The following is a 15,920-nucleotide window of genomic DNA, read 5'->3' on the forward strand; positions in this document are numbered from 1 at the left end:
CCACGAGGCGTCCTGTCGCGCGGGGCCGCCACCGGAGACAATGACCGCCGTGAGCGAACTCCTCAGCGGTGAGCGGGCGGCGTCCCAGTTGTCCGAGCTCGGCGTGCGACGGGGCGGGGTGCTGCTGGTGCACGCCTCGATGCGTTCCGTCGGGGCTGTCGAGGGGGGCGCCCGCACCCTGGTGGACGCCCTGCGCCGGGTCCTGGGGCCGGACGGGACCCTGGTGGTCCCGGCGATCACTCCGGAGAACTCCGACACCTCGCCCGCCTACCGCCGCAGTGTCCACGGCCTGAGCGATGAGGCCCGCGAGGCCGTGCGAGCCGCGATGCCTCCGTTCGACCGGGCGACCACGCCCGCGCCGTCCGTGGGCCGCCTCGCCGAGGCGGTGCGGCTGACTCCGGGCGCCGAACGCAGCGGTCACCCGCAGACCTCGTTCGCCGCGCTCGGGCCCGCCGCCTGCGCACTGACCGCGCGCCATCGCCCGGACTGCCACTACGGCGAGGACTCCCCGCTCGCCGCGCTGTACGAGAGCGATGCCCGGATCCTCCTGCTGGGGACGGGATTCGATACGTGCACCGCCTTCCACCTGGCCGAGTACCGGGTGGCGCGGCCGCCGCGCCGGCGCTACCGCTGCGTGGTGACGGTGCGGGGCCGGCGCCGGTGGTGGGAGTACGAGGACGTCGATCTGGACGACAGCGACTTCGCCGAACTGGGGCGGGACTTCGAGGAGTCGGACTCCACGGGGGCCGTGCGCACGGGCCGGGTCGGCGCCGCGTACACCAGGCTCGTCCGTCTCACCACCGCCGTGGACTTCGCGGCCGAATGGCTCGCGGAGCACCGGGCGGACCGCCCGGCGGACCCGGCAAAAGCGATCCGTCCGTAGGACCGGGCCCGTCGGCCGGAGCCGCCCGCGCGCGGGCCGACTACGACCGTTGGCTGGAGCACCTATGTACCAACTGCCGTGCCTGCGCTCATACTTGCGGCGTGTCGGACCTATGGGGGAGGCGCCGGATGAAGCAGCTGATTCGCACCGAGGACGGCCGTCAACTGGCCGTCGAACACTACGGCAAGCCGCACGGAAGGCCCGTCTTCCTTCTGCACGGCACACCCGGCAGCCGGCTCGGCCCGGCACCCCGGGGCTCCGTGCTGTACCGGCTGGGCGTCCATCTCATCGCCTACGACCGCCCGGGCTACGGCGATTCGGACCGGTTGCCCGGACGCCCCGTGGCCCATGTGGCCGATGACGTCGCCGCTATCGCGGACGCCCTGGGCATCGAGCGGTTCGGCGTCGTCGGCCGGTCGGGCGGGGCTCCGCACGCCCTCGCCTGCGCGGCGCTGCTGCCGGACCGCACGGCCCGGACGGCGGCGCTCGTCGGACTCGCGCCGCGCGACGCGCACGGCCTGGACTGGTTCGACGGCATGACCGAGTCGAACGTCCGTGAGTACACCAACGCGGCGGCCGGCGCACGCCAGTTGACGGCCGCACTGGAGTTCAGGTCGGCCACGATCCGGGCGGACCCCGCGGGCATGGTCGCCGAGATGCACAGCACGCTGCCAGCCTCGGACCGCGGCATCGTCGCCGATGCCGGTATCCGGGCGATGCTCACGCGTAACTTCGCCGAGGGACTGCGCAGTTCGGCCGACGGCTGGGTCGACGACGTGATGTCGTTCAGCACCGACTGGGGTTTCAGCCCCGGGGACATCGCCTCGCCCGTACTCCTGTGGCACGGCGAGGACGACGTCTTCGCGCCGGTTTCGCACACCCGGTGGCTCGCCGAGCGCATCCCCGGGTCCGAACTGGTCGTGGAGCGGGGTGCCGCACACTTCGGCGCCCTGCGGGTGCTGACCCGGGTGCTCGGCTGGACGTCGTGGTGAACGTCCGCCGGGCCCCGCGGACATCGTGGTGAACCGTCCGCCGGGCCCCGCGGACATCGTGGTGAACCGTCCGCCGGGCCCCGCGGACATCGTGGTGAACCGCCCGCCGGGCCCCCGGCCCCGCACCGCCCCCGCTCCCCGGCTCACACCGGCTGCGGCTCCAGGTCACGGCTGACGCGCCGCCAGGAGCGGGCCGCCTCGGTGATCGGGTGATCCGCTCCCAGCCGCACGGCGGCCGGTTCGAGTACCTCGGCCCGCATCCGCTGCGCCTCCACCTCGCGGCCCGCCGCGCGCAGGGTGATGGCGAGGTTGGAGCGGCAGACGAGGACGTCGGGGTGCGTGGCCCCGTACCTCGCCGTCAGCCCCTCCAGCGCGATGCGTTCCCACTGTTCCGCCGCGTCGGGCCGGTGCAGGTCCCCGTAGGCGTTGGCGAGGTTGATCGCCGCGCAGAGCGTGAACGGGTGCGAGGGCCCCAGCTGGTCCTCCAGCGCCGCCCGTACCAGCTCGCCCACCTCGGCGGCCCGCCGGGCCTCGCCGAGCCCGCGCAGATAGATGCCCACGTTGTTGCGGCAGGCCAGCGTGAAGGGGTGTTCCTCGCCCAGGCTCTCCCGGTAGCCCTCCAGCGCCTGAAGGGCGAGGTCGAGGGCCGTCTGCTTGTCCCCGACCGCGAAGAAGTCGGCGGCCAGGTTGAGCCCGCAGGCCAGCGCGTCGGGCACCTTGGCCCCGTACCGCCCCCGGTAGCGGCCGTACGTCTCCTCGGTGAGCCGCTTGGCCTCGTGCGGGTGTCCGGCCTTGCGCAGCGATACGGCGAGGCTCTTGGCCGTACGCAGCGCCTCGGGTACGTCGGCGTTGAGCACGCTGCGGTCGAAGGCGGCGATCACCTCCCGCAGGACCTGTACCGATGCCTCGTACTCCCCGGTCTCCCGCAGGTCGCGGGCGAGGTGGCCCTTGGTGGTGAGGGTGTAGGGGTGATCCATGGTCAGCAGGGCGCTGCGCCGCTCGACGGTCTGTTCGTCCAGCCTGCGGGCGCGTTCGCTGTCGCCGGTCAGCCGGTAGTCGATCGCGAGGTTGTTGGCCGCGGTCAGGGTGCGCGGGTGGTCCTCGCCGAAGGTCTCCCGCATGCCCCGGTAGATCCGCACGTCGCGTTCCAGCGCTTCGTCGAAGCGGCCCAGGGCCCGCAGGTCGGCGGCGAGGCTCCCGGTGGTGATCAGGACGTTGGGGTGGTCGGCGTGGAACACCCGGATCTGCCGTTCCCTGGTGTCCTCGTCCAGGGCGAGCGCCGCGTGGTACTTGCCCTGGGCCCGGAGCGCGTTGGCCAGTTCGAAGCGGAGGTTCAGCGTCTGCTTGTCGTCCTCGCCGAGCTCGCGGGTCCACGTGCCGTTCAGCTGGGTTCCCAGCACCCGGGCGTTCTCCAGCTCACCGCGCTTGAGGAGGTAGCGGATCCGGTCGAGCATGAGCTGCCGGCCGGACTCCTCGTCGCAGTCGGCGATGCCCGATGCGCCGAGGTGCGGCCAGATCAGTTCGAAGCTCGGCCAGGTGCGCGGGTCGTTCACGGGGCTGTCCAGTTCCCCGGTGTCCTGCGGGCGGGCCGCCGCGAGGGTGACGTGCACTTCGTGCATCGCCTTCGCCCGCTCGTCCCTGGACATCCCGGAGCGGACGGCGGCCTGGACGAGGCGGTGCACCTGGATGCTGCTGTCCGCCGGGTCCACCTTGGCCAGCGCGAAGCGGTTGAGTGCCTGGGTGACCTTGCCGAGCATGTACCGCTCGCGCAGGTCGGGGTCGTACGGGAGGAGCGAGCGGAGCATCGAGTCGCTGCCGATGAGACTCATCGAGATGGGTTCGGCCGAGAAGAACGAGCACAGTTCCAGGAGCCGTACCGCGGCCTTGGATTCCTCACGGAGTCTGGCGATGGAGATGTTCCAGGTGGCACCGATCTGCTGCGCGTAGTCGTCCGGTGTGCCGAGGGACAGGACCTTGGTGCTCTGTTCCCTGAGCTGTTGTACGTAGTCGTCGACCGGGGTCGCCGTCTCGGCGAGCCAGGCGGCCGCGACCTCGACCGCCAGGGGCAGGTCACCGACGGCCTCGGCCACCCGGTCCGCGTCCCGCGCGGGCAGCTTGCGGACGCGGCGGCAGAGGTGCTCCACGCTCTCGGAGCGTGCGAAGACCTCGACCTCCGTCGTCTCGACCTGCGCCGATACGGGCTTGTTGCGGCAGGTGGCGAGGATGTGGCCGTAGAGCGAGTCCGAGATGGGCGCGGTCTCGTCGGCGAAGATGTCCAGGGCGTTATCGAGGTCCTCGACGTTGTCGAAGACGAGCAGCCAGCGGGAGTACGGCGTTCCGCTGCGTAACGCCTCCAGGGCGGCCATCGCGGCGTCGGTGACCCCGTCACCCGTACGCAGCCCCATCTCGGCGGCCAGTTCGGCGAGCGAGGAGAGCACCCGGTCGGGCTGCTCGGACTCGACCCACCACACCAGGTCGTAGTCGGCGCGGAAGCGGTGTGCGTACTCCCTGGCCACCTGGGTCTTTCCCACGCCGCCGAGCCCGTACAGGACTTGGGGCAGGCGCTGTCCCGAGCGGGTGTCGCCGCGCAGCTGATCGCGCACCCGCTCCAGCACGGAGGCACGCCCGGTGAACCAGGCGTGCCGGGGCCGTACGTTCCACACCTTCGGCGCCGCTCCGGGGAAGCGGGGCCCGCCGTCGGGGACGGGAGGCGAGGCGGCGGGTTCGTCCCGGTCCAGGGCGCCGAGCAGGGCGGCCGCGGCCTCGGTCTCGTCGAGCCGCACGAGGTCGACGACCGCGCGGCTGCTCGCGGGCAGGTTCAGCCGTACGTCGCCGACCCGGACAGGTATCGGCTGGCGGCGGCTTCCGGTGGGGTCGAGGCCGGACACGGAGTCCCACAGGGTCCTGGCAGGGCTGGAGTTCTGGTACGCCTGCGAGACGACGGAGACTACGCGGTACGTGGCACCTGGAGCGAACGCCGCCTCGGCGCCAGCCGCTTGCGCGGACCGGACGTCGACGGCGACGACGTGGAATCCCGCCCGGGAGAGCACGGCCTGCAGCCAGTCGGCCCACATCTGGTCCTCGGCCACGTAGGTGAGCACCACGTTGGACGGCGGCACGGGCCGCCGCCGTGTGTAGGCCGCGACGTAGCCGAGCCGTTCGGCCTCGTCCATCGGCGGCAGGGCGCTGACCGCTCCGTCGGTGAGGACCGAGGTGAGCCGCTCGCAGGAGGTGAGCATGGAGCTGGACACATTGGGTGCGTCGCCGAAGGTCGCGAGGATCTCCTCGTACGCGTAGAAGGGCCGGTAGGGAATCTCCACCGAGCCCCAGTAGCCCGCCAGTTCCTCGCTGCTCAGCCCGCTCGGGAAGCCGCTGAAGCTCTCCCTGGCGAGGGCCCGGCCGGCGTCGGCCTTCTCCTTCTCGCCGTCGTCGATCCGCATCGGCACCGGCAGGATGCGGATGTTCTTGTCGTGGAAGCGCTCCTGGATGTCGCGGGCGACGGCGGCCGCGCCGTCGATGCTCTGGTCGCTCAACGTGAAGCAGACGACGAGCACTTGCGGCATCTGGACGGTGCAGATGTCCCCGATGTCACTGATTCCGGTCCGGCTGTCGATGAGGGTGTAGTCGTAGTGCCGTTGCATATCGGTACGCATCGCATCGAAGAACTGGCCGCCGTCGTAACGCTCGTAGAAGTCCTCCCAGTCCATCCGGCCCACGGTCGCCGAGTAGTCACGGTTGCGGCGCCCCGCGGAGACGAAGTCGAGGCTCCCGCCGAACGGGAACGACCAGTTCAGGGAGGTGGCGTGCGGGCGGACCCGGGCGTAGTCGCGGTGCCATTCGGGCTCCCGCTCGGCGGGCCTGCGCACCTCCTCCTGGTACTCGGTGATCAGGTTGATCACCCCCGGGGTGGCCTCCAGGTCGGAGAAGTCGAGGAAGGGATGGAAGAACCGGTGCAGGCCCGGCGCCTCCAGGTCCCAGTCGACGGCGAGCACCCGGTATCCGTTGGCGGCAAGAATCCAGGCGGTGTTGGCGAGAGCCATGGTGCGCCCGGTGCCGCCCTTGTACGAGTAAAAGGTGACGATGGTGCCTTCACGGTTCTCGGTCATCCGAGGGTCCCTCCGCGTCGTCGGCGTGGCCTTTGCCCTGGTGCGGTCCATCAGGAGGGGTGACGTGAACATCGGCGCCGTAACCGACGCCGCCTGGAAGCACGCGTGGTATTCGCCCGCCCCGCCCCTCCGGGGGGTAGGTCTTCGCCTGAGCCGTGTAGTGCCGGTCGGCCGCCCGCACGGCGCGCGGCAGTTCTTCGCTGAACGCTTCGAGTGTGGGCACCCCGGCGCCGGGTGAGCGGTGGCCGCCGGCGGTGTCGGCCGCGAAGATCTCGGCGGCCGAGTGCAGGGATTGCGAGCGGAGCGCGGATTCCGGGTCCTCGCGGTTCCACGGAACCATGATGCTGATCCAGGGCCGGTCCTGGGCGCAGAGCCGCCGCAGCAGATCTCTCCGGTGCGGTGCTTCGAGTGCCCACTGGTCGAGCAGGAGCAGGCCGGGGGCGCTGGGTTCCCCGGCGGCCAGCAGCCGTTCCGCCTCGGCCTCGAAGTCGCCCACCCGCACCAGGTAGTCGAGGTTGCGCACGAGATCGCCCGCGTGGTCGGCGAGTGGGCGGGAGGACTTGGGGTGGTACGGGTTCCAGTCCCGGGCGTCCGCTCCGTAGCAGTCGGGGCCCCGGTCCTGGGGCCGGTCCGCCTGCGAACAGGCGAGCACGGCTATGTCCATCTCGCGGGCGGGCCCCGGCGGCCCGAAGGCGCTCGGTACGGCCAGGTAGTCCTGGTGCGGGTGGCCTTCGGCCATCCGGGTCTGCTCGGCGACCTTGACGATGCGCTTGGCCAGCAGATACACCGCGCGCTCGTACTGGTCCCTGAGATAGCGGAGCTTGATCAGCCCGTAGAAGCCCTCGTCCGCGTAGTCGTCCCCGAAGGTCGCGTGGTTGAACTGCAGCCGCTCCGCGGGCTGCGGGAGCTGCTTGGGTGGTACGGGCACCCAGAGCGCGGGGACGATCCCGGTGATCGGGACGCTGTTGTACTGGGCGGCCTGGTGGTGCACGGCCCGGCTGGAGAACGCGTACCACTCACGGCCGCACTGTTCGCTCAGGAAGTAGCGCGGCGAGTAGAGCGGTACGAAGACCCTGCAGTACGCCAGGGCCTCGGACAGCCTCTCCTGCCACCCTTCGCCCGGCTGCATCTGCTGATCCATGAATCCGGCGGGTACACCTGCCGGAAGGGAGGTCAGTTGCAGTACGTGTGCACACAGATCGCGGTAGAACCTCTCCACCCAGACGTTCGGGTCCTTGTCCTTCGGATGGTTCTTCGGCGTATGCGCGTAGCTGAGAAAGAAGTAAGGCTTTGGTTCGTCTCCCCCGGCCCCCACCGCTCCACTGGCCAACGTCGCCCCCGGTCGCTGTTCGCTGGGCCCTCAGTGTAGGAAACCTCGATTCCCCGGCGGAACCACGCGAACGCATCAATCGATTGATCCAATTGATCAAATCTCCCATTGGATCAATCAATTGATGTCAAATCTGCCAAATCCGGAGGCGCCTGGATCATGTACGGACGGAGGCGGCCGCGTTCCACGCCGCACGGTGGTCCGCCGCGGCCCTTCCGGCTTCGGCGAGAGCGGCGGGTGAGACCTTCTCGGCCGCCCAGCTCGCGACCGTCTCGCCCATCCCCGAGACGAAACGTTCTCCCAGTGGGGTGAGCGCTCCGGAGCCGGCGAGTTCGTCCACCGCCGCGGCCGTCTGCTCTCGCCACCGGGCGAACTGCGCCTCGGCCGCCCGCGCGGCCGGCCCCTGGGTGGCCAGCCGGCGCACCCGCCAGAAGTCCGTGACGGCGAGGTGCGCGTACGTGCCCTGCAGAAGGCCGTCCAGCGGTCGCGGATCGTCGCGCCAGGGAGCGTAGAACAGCCGGCCCCCGCCGTCCGGGTCGTACAGGTCATGGCTGTCCAGGACCGCCCCGAGCTTGACGTGCTGGAACTCGTGGACGATCAACAGCGCGAGCAGGTCCGGCGTGGCGGGCCGCGCCGCACCGATCGCGCCGAACGCCTCCCGCGACGCGGCGCTGACGTCGCTGCCGCCGGGGGCGTGCAGCGGGGTGACGGTGCGCAGACCGGCGGCCACGCCAGGTGCGTAGGCGGGCAGTTCACGCCCGATCAGCGACCACGCCTCGGCGAGGTCCTCGGACCACAGCTTGGCCTCGTCGTGGGAGAGCCGGTCCGACACGGGCCACTGGTGGCTGTCGCGCATCGGGTCGGTGTCCTCCAGTGCCACGGTCCAGCCGGGCAGTTCCACCAGCCGGACGGGCCGCCAGCCGCGGACGAGCCCGTCGGCGCCGCTGTCCCAGCCGATCTCCAGGCACCGGCCGGCCGCCCGCACCGTGAATCCGTCCCGGCCCGCCGCCACCTCGGCCTGTTCCGTGTCACCCGGGAGCGACACGGTGCCCAGTCCCGGCAGCCGCAGCAGCCCCTCGCGCACCGGCACCGTGACGTGGTCGCCGCGCCGGGCACGCAGCGCGCAGGCGGCGGCGATCTCCGCGAGCCCCTGCCCCGCCGTGCCGGGCGCCCTGCCGTCCAGGGCGCGCAGGGCCCAGGGCCGCAGATACGGATGCGCGACCGCGGCGTCCACCACGGCGGGCAGCGAGGTGTCGAGGTCGACGAGGAGCTCCCAGGCGGCGGACGCGAGCCGGTCGGCCCGGGCGCCGCGTTCGTGCACGGCGGCGAGGAGGTGCCGGCCGAGGTCGAGCTGGCTCTCGGCCAGCCGCCCCACGGTCCCGGCGCCCCCGAAGCCCTTCGCCAGCTCGTCCAGGCCGAGATCGGCGAGGGTCGGCCCCACCGCGTCGGCCGTGGGGGACGGAGCGGCCGGTGCACGGTCCCGGATGTTCACGATGAGTTCCATCAGGTCGGCGCAGAACACCGAGGGGTTGTCGAAACCGCTGCCTCCACTGCCGGTCCGGTACCGGTGTGCGTAGAGACCGCCGCCGCAGGAGGTGACCACCGGACAGGCCCGGCACGGCTCGGCGAGTTCTTCGATCCCCTGCTGCCGGGCGAGCAGCCCGGGATGACCGAGCACCTCGTCGAGCGAGTGCGTGAAGACGTCCATGCCCGTGGCGGGCGCGTCCTCGTATGCCGTCTTGAGGCTGTCCGCCTGCTCGAACGATCCATCGGTCTCGATCACCACGAGATCCGCGGGCGCCAGGCCCAGCGATTCGGTGAGGCTGCTCTCGCCGCGCAGCGTGCGCTCGACGGAGTCGAAGACGCGTACCGGCACGGGACGGCCGTCCGCCTCCCACCGCCGGTGGATGACGTCCAGCCAGTCCGCGTACGGCGTCGGCGATCCCTGGGGCCGGGGCGGCGGCACGTCCCAGGTCGCGTGGGGAAGGAGGAAGTCCATGCGGGGCGGGTCGAGGGCGACGAGCGCTTCGTACACGGCGACGGGGTCGTTCTCGATGTCGATCGTGCAGAGCAGGCCGGCGAACAGATGCCGGTAGCGGGGCCCGCTGAGCAGTTCGACGGCCTTCAGGACCTGTGCGTGGCTGCTGCGCCCGTCGGCGTACCGGCGGTGACGGTCGTTGGAGGCCCTGTCACCGTCCAGCGACACTCCGACCTTGATGCCCAGCTCGGTGAAGAGCTCGCAGAACCGTTCGCTGAGCAGTACGCCGTTGGTGTGGATGCGCAGATCAAGGGCGCTCACGCCGTCGAGTGCGCGGTAGAGCTCCTCGGCCGCCGTCCGCAGCCTCGCGGGTCCGGCGAGCAGCGGTTCGCCGCCGTGCAGGACGACGTGGACCTCGGGCAGGCGGTGGGCCCTGGCGTGCTCGGCGATCCGCTCCGCCGACCTGGCCAGGATTTCCTCGGACACCACCTTGGGCCGGCCACGCCAACTCGTATCAGCGTGCTCGTACACGTAGCAGTGGTCGCAAGCGAGGTCACAGCGGCTGTGCATCTTCAGCACAAACTGACTCAAGGAGAGCGGCGGCCGGTCCATGGCGGTGTCTGTGTCCGGCTACTCAGACGGACGACTGAAAGGCCGCGACGACCAGCGGGGGCGTCCCGGTTCCGGTCGACAGCAGACGGCCGAGGGAGGCGGGCACCGCGCCGCCGCCCTGTACAGCGGCACTCTTCGCCAGCGGCACCCGAGGAGCGGCGTGTCGGCGGGGGGTGATCCCCGGCCTGCCTGCCGCGGAGACGAGCGAAATGTCCATTGAGAGCCTCTCAGATCGAATAACGAGGGCCCGTGCGGGCGCGGATTGGCGGAATTCCGCCGTCCGCATACCACGGGCCCTCATTTCTGCATAACGGGAAAAGGAACGCAAATCAGACGCAAGCCGAACGGGTGAGAATCAGACACACCTGGCCCCCTGTGCCTCAAACTCCGGTCCGGGGACGCACGTACTTCCCCCGTGCCGAAAGCACTCCTTCGGGCGAGTGATACGGGCACCCATTTCGCGCACGCATACAGTTCGCTCGAACGAGTTCGAGGGCAGAGGGCGGGCCATGATGCACACCTTCCTATGCCGCCCCGGCCGAAACCCGGAATTCATGAAAGATGATTCCGGACAGTAATGATTCAGACACCGAGGCCCTCGACGAGGACGGCGTTCGGCAGCATCGCGAGGGCCTTGCCCGGCACGATCAGCTTTCCGCGACGGCGACCGCTGCCGATCAGCACGAACTCCTCGCCGGCCACGGCGGGGTCGATCAGCACGGGCCAGGCGTCGGGCAGTCCGACCGGGGTGACCCCGCCGTACTCCATGCCGGTCTCGGCGAGCGCCGTGTCCACCGGCGCGAAGGAGACCCGGCGGGCGCCGAGGTGCTTGCGCAGCGCCCCGTTCATGTCGATGCGCGACCTGGAGAGAACCACACAGGCGGCCAGGGTCACTTCGCCGCCCCGTTTGCCGGCCACGACCACGCAGTTGGCGGACCGGTCGAGGAGCTCGGCGCCGTGGTGCTCCACGAAGGCGGCGGTGTCGGCGATCGCCGGATCGGTGTCGACGTAGACGATCTGATCGGCCGGCACGCCGCCCCATCCGGCGCTCACGGCACGTGCCACGGGCGGCGTGAGCAGGTCGATACGGTCCACAGCGGGAGAGGCGTCCTCGAAGGAGCCCACGGGTGCGCGCATGCGGCACACGCTAACAGCCGTCCCCCTGAGGGGAGTTCACCGTCTCAGCGGACGGGAGGTACCGAGACCGCCATGGTGAACTCGGCCGGCTGCGCACCGTCGTTGTGGTAGCCGTGCGACAGATGCGCCTCGAACGTCGCGGAGGTACCAGCCGGCACCGCGTGCGGCTCGCCGTCGACGACCAGGGTCAGCTCGCCCGCGGTGACGTGAAGGAGCTCGACGGTCCCCTCGGGATGCGGGTCCGAGGCACTGCCGTCGCCGGGCATCAGGCGCCAGGACCAGAGTTCCAGGGGACCCGCGGCCTCCGTGCCGACGAGCAGCGTCGACGAACTGCCCGCCTCCGTCGACCACATGCGTACGGCCTGTTCGGCGGGGACGAGCCGGACCTGCGGGCCCTGCTCGTGGTCGAGCAGGGTGGTGATGCTGACGCCGAGCGCGTCGGCGAGCTTGACGGTGGTGCCGACGCTGGGATTGGTCCGCGCCTGCTCGATCTGGATGATCATGCCGCGACTGACCCCGGCGCGGGCGGCCAGAGCGTCCAGGGTGAAACCGCGCTCACCCCGCCACCGCTTGAGATTGCGGGCCAGCGCCTGGGTGAGCTGATCGAGGTCAGACACGTTCCGTCCAATATTCTGGATGACAGAGTTTAAAATACTGCACTACGGTGTGGTGCACCGAACCGTTCACCGCACTGTACTGCGAGGCATGCAATGACAGCGCTGTTCGCCCTGGCCGCCAGTCTCCTCTGGGGGCTGGCCGACTTCGCGCCGATGTCGCGGCCAACGGCACCTATGCGATCGCCGCCCAGCACGGCCCGGTCACCGTGGCCGCCGTACTGGCCTCGCTCTACCCGGTGGTGACGGCCCTGGCCGCGCGCGGCGTACTGGGCGAACGGCTGCGGGGTGTGCAGACGGCGGGGGCGGGGCTCGCCCTCGTGGGAACGGTCCTGCTCGCGTCGGGCTAGCGGTCGGGCCGGCCGGCCTCGGGAGTGTCCGGTTCCATTTCCGCGAGGAGCCGGAGCTGTTCGGGCGTGACGCCCTCGGGGATCGGGACCGGTGCGGGCGTGCGGAGCGGAGGCTGCCAGCCCTTCTCGGGGTCCCAGCTCCGTACGACACGGGCCGGCGCGCCCGCCACCACCGCGTGGTCGGGGACCTCCCCCCGGACGACCGACCCCGCGGCGACCACCACATTGCGGCCGAGCCTGGCGCCGGGAAGGATCACCGCGCCCGTGCCGATCCAGCAGCCGGGGCCGATCACGACCGGTTCCATGCGCGGCCACTGCCGGCCGACGGGCTCGTGCGGATCGTCGTAACTGTGGTTGGTCGAGGTGATGTAGACGTACGGGCCGCAGTACGTGTCCGAGCCGATCGTCACCGTGGTGTCCGCGATGACATGGCTGCCCCGGCCCAGCACGACGCCGTTGCCCAGGGTCAGGACCGTCTCCGGGCCCAGGTCGAGATCGGGCATCAGACCGGCCGTGAGCGTGACCTGCTCGCCGATGACGCAGTGGTCCCCGAGCTCGATCCACCGCTCCCCGAACACCGTGCCCTGCGGGAAGGCCAGCCGGGTCCCGGGGCCGATGCGGCCGAACCGCAGCCTCCCGGGGTGCTCCGCGGTGACCGCACCCGTCTCCTGCACCCAGGCCCAGGCACGGTGTACGGCCCGGGACAGGACGCTGCGCCGCCGGGCGGCGAGCGAGGAGAACGTGATTCTGTTCGTCGGCACCGACACACCGTAATGGCCGGGGCAGGGGCCGGTCGGCGCCCCGCCCTGTGATGTTCACCCCACCCCCCGCGCCCGCGCGGGCGTCGCCTACCGTTCCTCCGGAGCGACCGCACCGCACCGGAGCACGGAGGAGCAGGCCATGGCTGAGCAGGCGTTGATCATGGGTATGGGCGGCAAGGAGCCGGACATCGACGCGGACGCCTTCGTGGCGCCGACCGCCGTCGTGATCGGCGAGGTCACGATGAGCCCGGGTTCCAGCGTCTGGTACCACGCAGTGCTCCGTGCGGACTGCGGCCCCATCAGCCTGGGTCCTGACAGCAATATTCAGGACAACTGCAGCGTGCACACCGACCCGGGCTTCCCGCTCACCGTCGGCGCCCGGGTCTCGGTCGGCCACAACGCGGTCCTGCACGGCTGCACGATCGAGGACGACGTCCTCATCGGCATGGGCGCCACCGTGCTCAACGGCGCGCACATCGGCACGGGTTCACTGGTCGCGGCGCAGGCCCTCGTACCGCAGGGCATGCGGGTTCCGCCGAACTCGCTCGTCGCGGGGGTGCCCGCCAAGGTGAAGCGGGAACTGACCGCGGAGGAACGCGAGGGCGTCAGGTTCAACGCGGTCGGTTACGTCGAGCTGGCCAAGGCGCACCGCGCGGAGCACGAAGGCTGAGTGACCGGACCCGGCCGCCGGCTCAGTCGGCGGCCGGCACGGCCACCGGCTCGGGCGAGGGGGCGGTGGAGTTCTGCGCGGCAGCCTTCCTGGCCCGGTTCTTGAGCACGAGCATCGAGGTCAGGCCGATGAGTACGGCGAACACCAAGCCCAGCCACGAGAAGCGCTTCAGCCATGCCTCGGCGACGACGCCGACGGAGTAGACGACGGCCGTCGTGCCGCCCGCCCAGAGGATGCCGCCGAAGACGTTGGCGATCAGGAACTTCCAGTACGGCATGTGCAGGACGCCTGCCAGCGGCCCGGCGAAGATGCGCAGCAGCGCCACGAAACGGCCGAAGAAGACCGCCCACATGCCCCACTTCTCGAAGGACCGCTCCGCCATGGCGATCTGGGCCTCCCCGAAGTGCTTGGGGAACCGGCCGCCGAGCCAGGCGAGCAGGGGCCGGCCGCCCCTGCGGCCGATGGCGTAACCGATCGAGTCGCCGATGATGGCGCCGGCCGTGGCGCAGACGCCGAGCACCACGGGATCGATGTCACCGTGCTGCGAGGCGAGGAGCGCCGAGCTGACGAGGATGATCTCGCCCGGCAGTGGAATGCCCAGACTCTCGAGTCCGATGACGACCCCCACGAGGAGGTAGATACTGACCGCGGGAACGGTCTCGAGCCACTCCTGGACGTGCAACGCCGGTTCCTCCCGTACAGGCTCCGCGGCCGCGCCCCGCGCAGCCGCTCACCACCCACCGCGCACCTCCGTGGCGCACGGCGGGCAGCCTACCCGCCCCCGGCAGCACACAGGGCCGCCGCGCCCCCCACCGGGATGCGCGACGGCCCCGCCCGTAAGAACCGGAGGTCAGCTGTTCGGACGCAGTGTCCAGACGACGGTCATCTCGCCCGTCACCGCACCGTCGGCACGCCGGATCTCGATGGCGACGGGGAACTCGGGCCGCTTGCCCTCGTCGAGTTCGGCGACGACCTCGGACGCGGGCCGGCCGAGGGTGGCGGTCGCGGTGACCTCGCCCATGGCCAGCTTCTTGTAGCCGATCTCCGCCGACACGGCGAGCGGCACGGCACGCGACATCTGGTCGCCGAAGGCCGCGATGACGATGGCGCCGCTCGCGGACTCGGCGAGCGTGAACATCGCTCCGGCGTGCGGTCCGCCGACGTGGTTGTGGTACTCGGCCTGGTCGGGGAGCCGGACGACCGCGCGGTCCGCGGTCGTCTCCAGGAACTCCAGGTTGAGGGTCCTGGCCATCGGGACCGTCGCGACGAGCATCTCGCCGACTGTCATCTGTTCAGCGCTCATGCGCCGAAGGTTACTCACGAGTAGGGTCGTTTGGCCATCCCGGCACGGGGGCGGCCGTAGCAGCGGTGGCGCGTCCCCTCTATGGTTACTGGCCATGTGGCCAGGACAGCAGCCGCCCGGGGGCGAGCAGAACCCGCAGGACCAGAACCAGAACCCGTACCAGCAGCCGGGGTACCAGCAGCCGAATCCCTATCAGCAGCCGGGATACCAGCAGCCCGGGTATCAGCAGCCGGGTCAGCCCGCGCAGCAGCCGGGGTATCCGCAGCCCAATCCGTACCAGCAGCCGACCGTGCCGCAGTACGCCGTTCCGGGTCAGCCCGGCGGCCCGCAGGGCGACGACAAGAAGAAGACGACGATCGTCGCGATCGTCGCCGCCACCGCGGTCGTCGTGACGGCGGTCGTCACGGGTGTGATCGTGCTGGGCAAGGACGACGAGGAGGGCGGCAAGACCGTCGCCGACGACAAGAAGTCGTCCGCGACGGCGAAGCCTTCGGAGGCCACGTCGTCTCCCGCCGGGAACCCGCGGGGCGGCGGGGACGCCGAGCCGCTGATCCCCGGGTGGAAGGTCGTCACCAACCCCAAGTGGGGCACGCAGTTCGACGTCCCGGGTGACTGGGAGGTCGCGGCCACGAGCGTGATCTCCGGTTTCGAGGACGTCAAGAACCCGACGGGGCCGCCCGCTGTCGGCTTCTCCGCACCGGCCTACTACAAGAGCAAGTGGTGCGTGGACGACGCGGACAAGGACGGCACCAAGGAGGACACCGGTCTCGCCGGTGTCGGTACCAAGGGCGCCCAGGGCGCGAAGAGCACCGACGAGGCCGCCAGGAACGAGGCGGGCAACTGGGTGTGGGCCGCCTACGCCCAGGAGGAGCCCAAGGGCACCGTCAAGGTGGGCAAGCCCAAGCCGTACACCACCAAGTCGGGCCTCTCCGGCAGCCTGGTGACGGCGACCGCGGCGGACGTCTCCAAGAAGAAGAAGTGCGACACCGACGGCAAGTCGATCGCCTTCACCTTCACGAACGCCAAGAAGGAGTACTCGACCTGGGTCCTGTACGCCAACGCGGGCGTCAAGGACGAGCTCCCGGACACCACCATCCAGCAGATCCTGAGCACGGTGCGGCTGGCGAAGTCCGCTTCCTGACCCTCACCCCCTCCTCGATTTGTCGAGGAGGGGTTCCGGTGGC

Annotated in this window: 13 protein-coding genes and 1 pseudogene; 5 read left to right on the forward strand and 9 right to left on the reverse strand. The window is 70.9% G+C overall.

What is annotated here, in order from left to right; genetic code table 11:
* The first annotated feature begins 40 nt into the window (after nucleotides 1-40).
* Complete coding sequence (locus ACFWSK_RS16730) at nucleotides 41-883, forward strand: aminoglycoside N(3)-acetyltransferase (RefSeq protein WP_383786077.1); 843 nt, start codon at nucleotides 41-43, stop codon at nucleotides 881-883.
* Between the two features lie 128 nt (nucleotides 884-1,011).
* A complete protein-coding gene (locus ACFWSK_RS16735) occupies nucleotides 1,012-1,875 on the forward strand; it encodes an alpha/beta fold hydrolase (protein ID WP_383786080.1) in 864 nt (287 codons plus the stop codon).
* A 143-nt stretch (nucleotides 1,876-2,018) separates the two neighbouring features.
* Here the strand turns inward: ACFWSK_RS16735 and fxsT are convergent, their stop codons facing one another.
* The 6 genes from fxsT to ACFWSK_RS16765 form a co-directional block, all read right to left on the reverse strand.
* Complete coding sequence (fxsT, locus tag ACFWSK_RS16740) at nucleotides 2,019-5,981, reverse strand: FxSxx-COOH system tetratricopeptide repeat protein (protein ID WP_383786084.1); 3,963 nt, start codon at nucleotides 5,979-5,981, stop codon at nucleotides 2,019-2,021.
* Complete coding sequence (locus ACFWSK_RS16745) at nucleotides 5,965-7,296, reverse strand: TIR-like protein FxsC (RefSeq protein ID WP_383786086.1); 1,332 nt, start codon at nucleotides 7,294-7,296, stop codon at nucleotides 5,965-5,967. Before ACFWSK_RS16745 ends, fxsT begins: the two co-directional genes overlap by 17 nt.
* Nucleotides 7,297-7,468: 172 nt before the next feature.
* The gene (locus ACFWSK_RS16750; protein ID WP_383786089.1) at nucleotides 7,469-9,901 is read right to left on the reverse strand and encodes an FxsB family cyclophane-forming radical SAM/SPASM peptide maturase; all 2,433 of its coding nucleotides are present in this window, start codon (nucleotides 9,899-9,901) and stop codon (nucleotides 7,469-7,471) included.
* A gap of 22 nt (nucleotides 9,902-9,923) precedes the next feature.
* Nucleotides 9,924-10,118 (reverse strand): hypothetical protein, encoded by a 195-nt coding sequence (locus ACFWSK_RS16755; protein ID WP_383786092.1) that lies wholly within the window; start codon nucleotides 10,116-10,118, stop codon nucleotides 9,924-9,926.
* A 365-nt stretch (nucleotides 10,119-10,483) separates the two neighbouring features.
* A complete protein-coding gene (locus tag ACFWSK_RS16760) occupies nucleotides 10,484-11,038 on the reverse strand; it encodes a YbaK/EbsC family protein (protein ID WP_383786094.1) in 555 nt (184 codons plus the stop codon).
* 44 nt (nucleotides 11,039-11,082) lie between these two features.
* The gene (locus tag ACFWSK_RS16765; protein ID WP_383786097.1) at nucleotides 11,083-11,655 is read right to left on the reverse strand and encodes a helix-turn-helix domain-containing protein; all 573 of its coding nucleotides are present in this window, start codon (nucleotides 11,653-11,655) and stop codon (nucleotides 11,083-11,085) included.
* A 149-nt stretch (nucleotides 11,656-11,804) separates the two neighbouring features.
* On the opposite strand from ACFWSK_RS16765, the pseudogene ACFWSK_RS16770 reads away from it, so the two are divergent.
* Nucleotides 11,805-12,002 (forward strand): annotated as a pseudogene (locus ACFWSK_RS16770) (DMT family transporter); the annotation flags it as partial.
* Here the strand turns inward: ACFWSK_RS16770 and ACFWSK_RS16775 are convergent.
* On the reverse strand, nucleotides 11,999-12,763 hold the full coding sequence (locus ACFWSK_RS16775) for an acyltransferase (protein ID WP_383786100.1): 765 nt from the start codon (nucleotides 12,761-12,763) through the stop codon (nucleotides 11,999-12,001). The pseudogene ACFWSK_RS16770 and the gene ACFWSK_RS16775 overlap by 4 nt on opposite strands.
* A 139-nt stretch (nucleotides 12,764-12,902) precedes the next feature.
* Here ACFWSK_RS16775 and ACFWSK_RS16780 point away from each other — a divergent pair, with 139 nt between their 5' ends.
* Nucleotides 12,903-13,433: a gamma carbonic anhydrase family protein gene (locus ACFWSK_RS16780; protein ID WP_383786103.1), complete on the forward strand. Its 531-nt coding sequence runs from the start codon at nucleotides 12,903-12,905 to the stop codon at nucleotides 13,431-13,433.
* 22 nt (nucleotides 13,434-13,455) lie between these two features.
* Here the strand turns inward: ACFWSK_RS16780 and ACFWSK_RS16785 are convergent, their stop codons facing one another.
* On the reverse strand, nucleotides 13,456-14,115 hold the full coding sequence (locus ACFWSK_RS16785; protein ID WP_383786106.1) for a DedA family protein: 660 nt from the start codon (nucleotides 14,113-14,115) through the stop codon (nucleotides 13,456-13,458).
* A gap of 168 nt (nucleotides 14,116-14,283) precedes the next feature.
* Complete coding sequence (locus ACFWSK_RS16790; protein ID WP_383786181.1) at nucleotides 14,284-14,721, reverse strand: DUF4442 domain-containing protein; 438 nt, start codon at nucleotides 14,719-14,721, stop codon at nucleotides 14,284-14,286.
* A gap of 109 nt (nucleotides 14,722-14,830) precedes the next feature.
* Here ACFWSK_RS16790 and ACFWSK_RS16795 point away from each other — a divergent pair, with 109 nt between their 5' ends.
* On the forward strand, nucleotides 14,831-15,877 hold the full coding sequence (locus ACFWSK_RS16795; RefSeq protein ID WP_383786108.1) for a hypothetical protein: 1,047 nt from the start codon (nucleotides 14,831-14,833) through the stop codon (nucleotides 15,875-15,877).
* The last annotated feature ends 43 nt before the right edge of the window (nucleotides 15,878-15,920 follow it).

This window comes from Streptomyces sp. NPDC058620, assembly GCF_042717135.1.
In the GTDB taxonomy this organism is placed as follows: domain Bacteria; phylum Actinomycetota; class Actinomycetes; order Streptomycetales; family Streptomycetaceae; genus Streptomyces.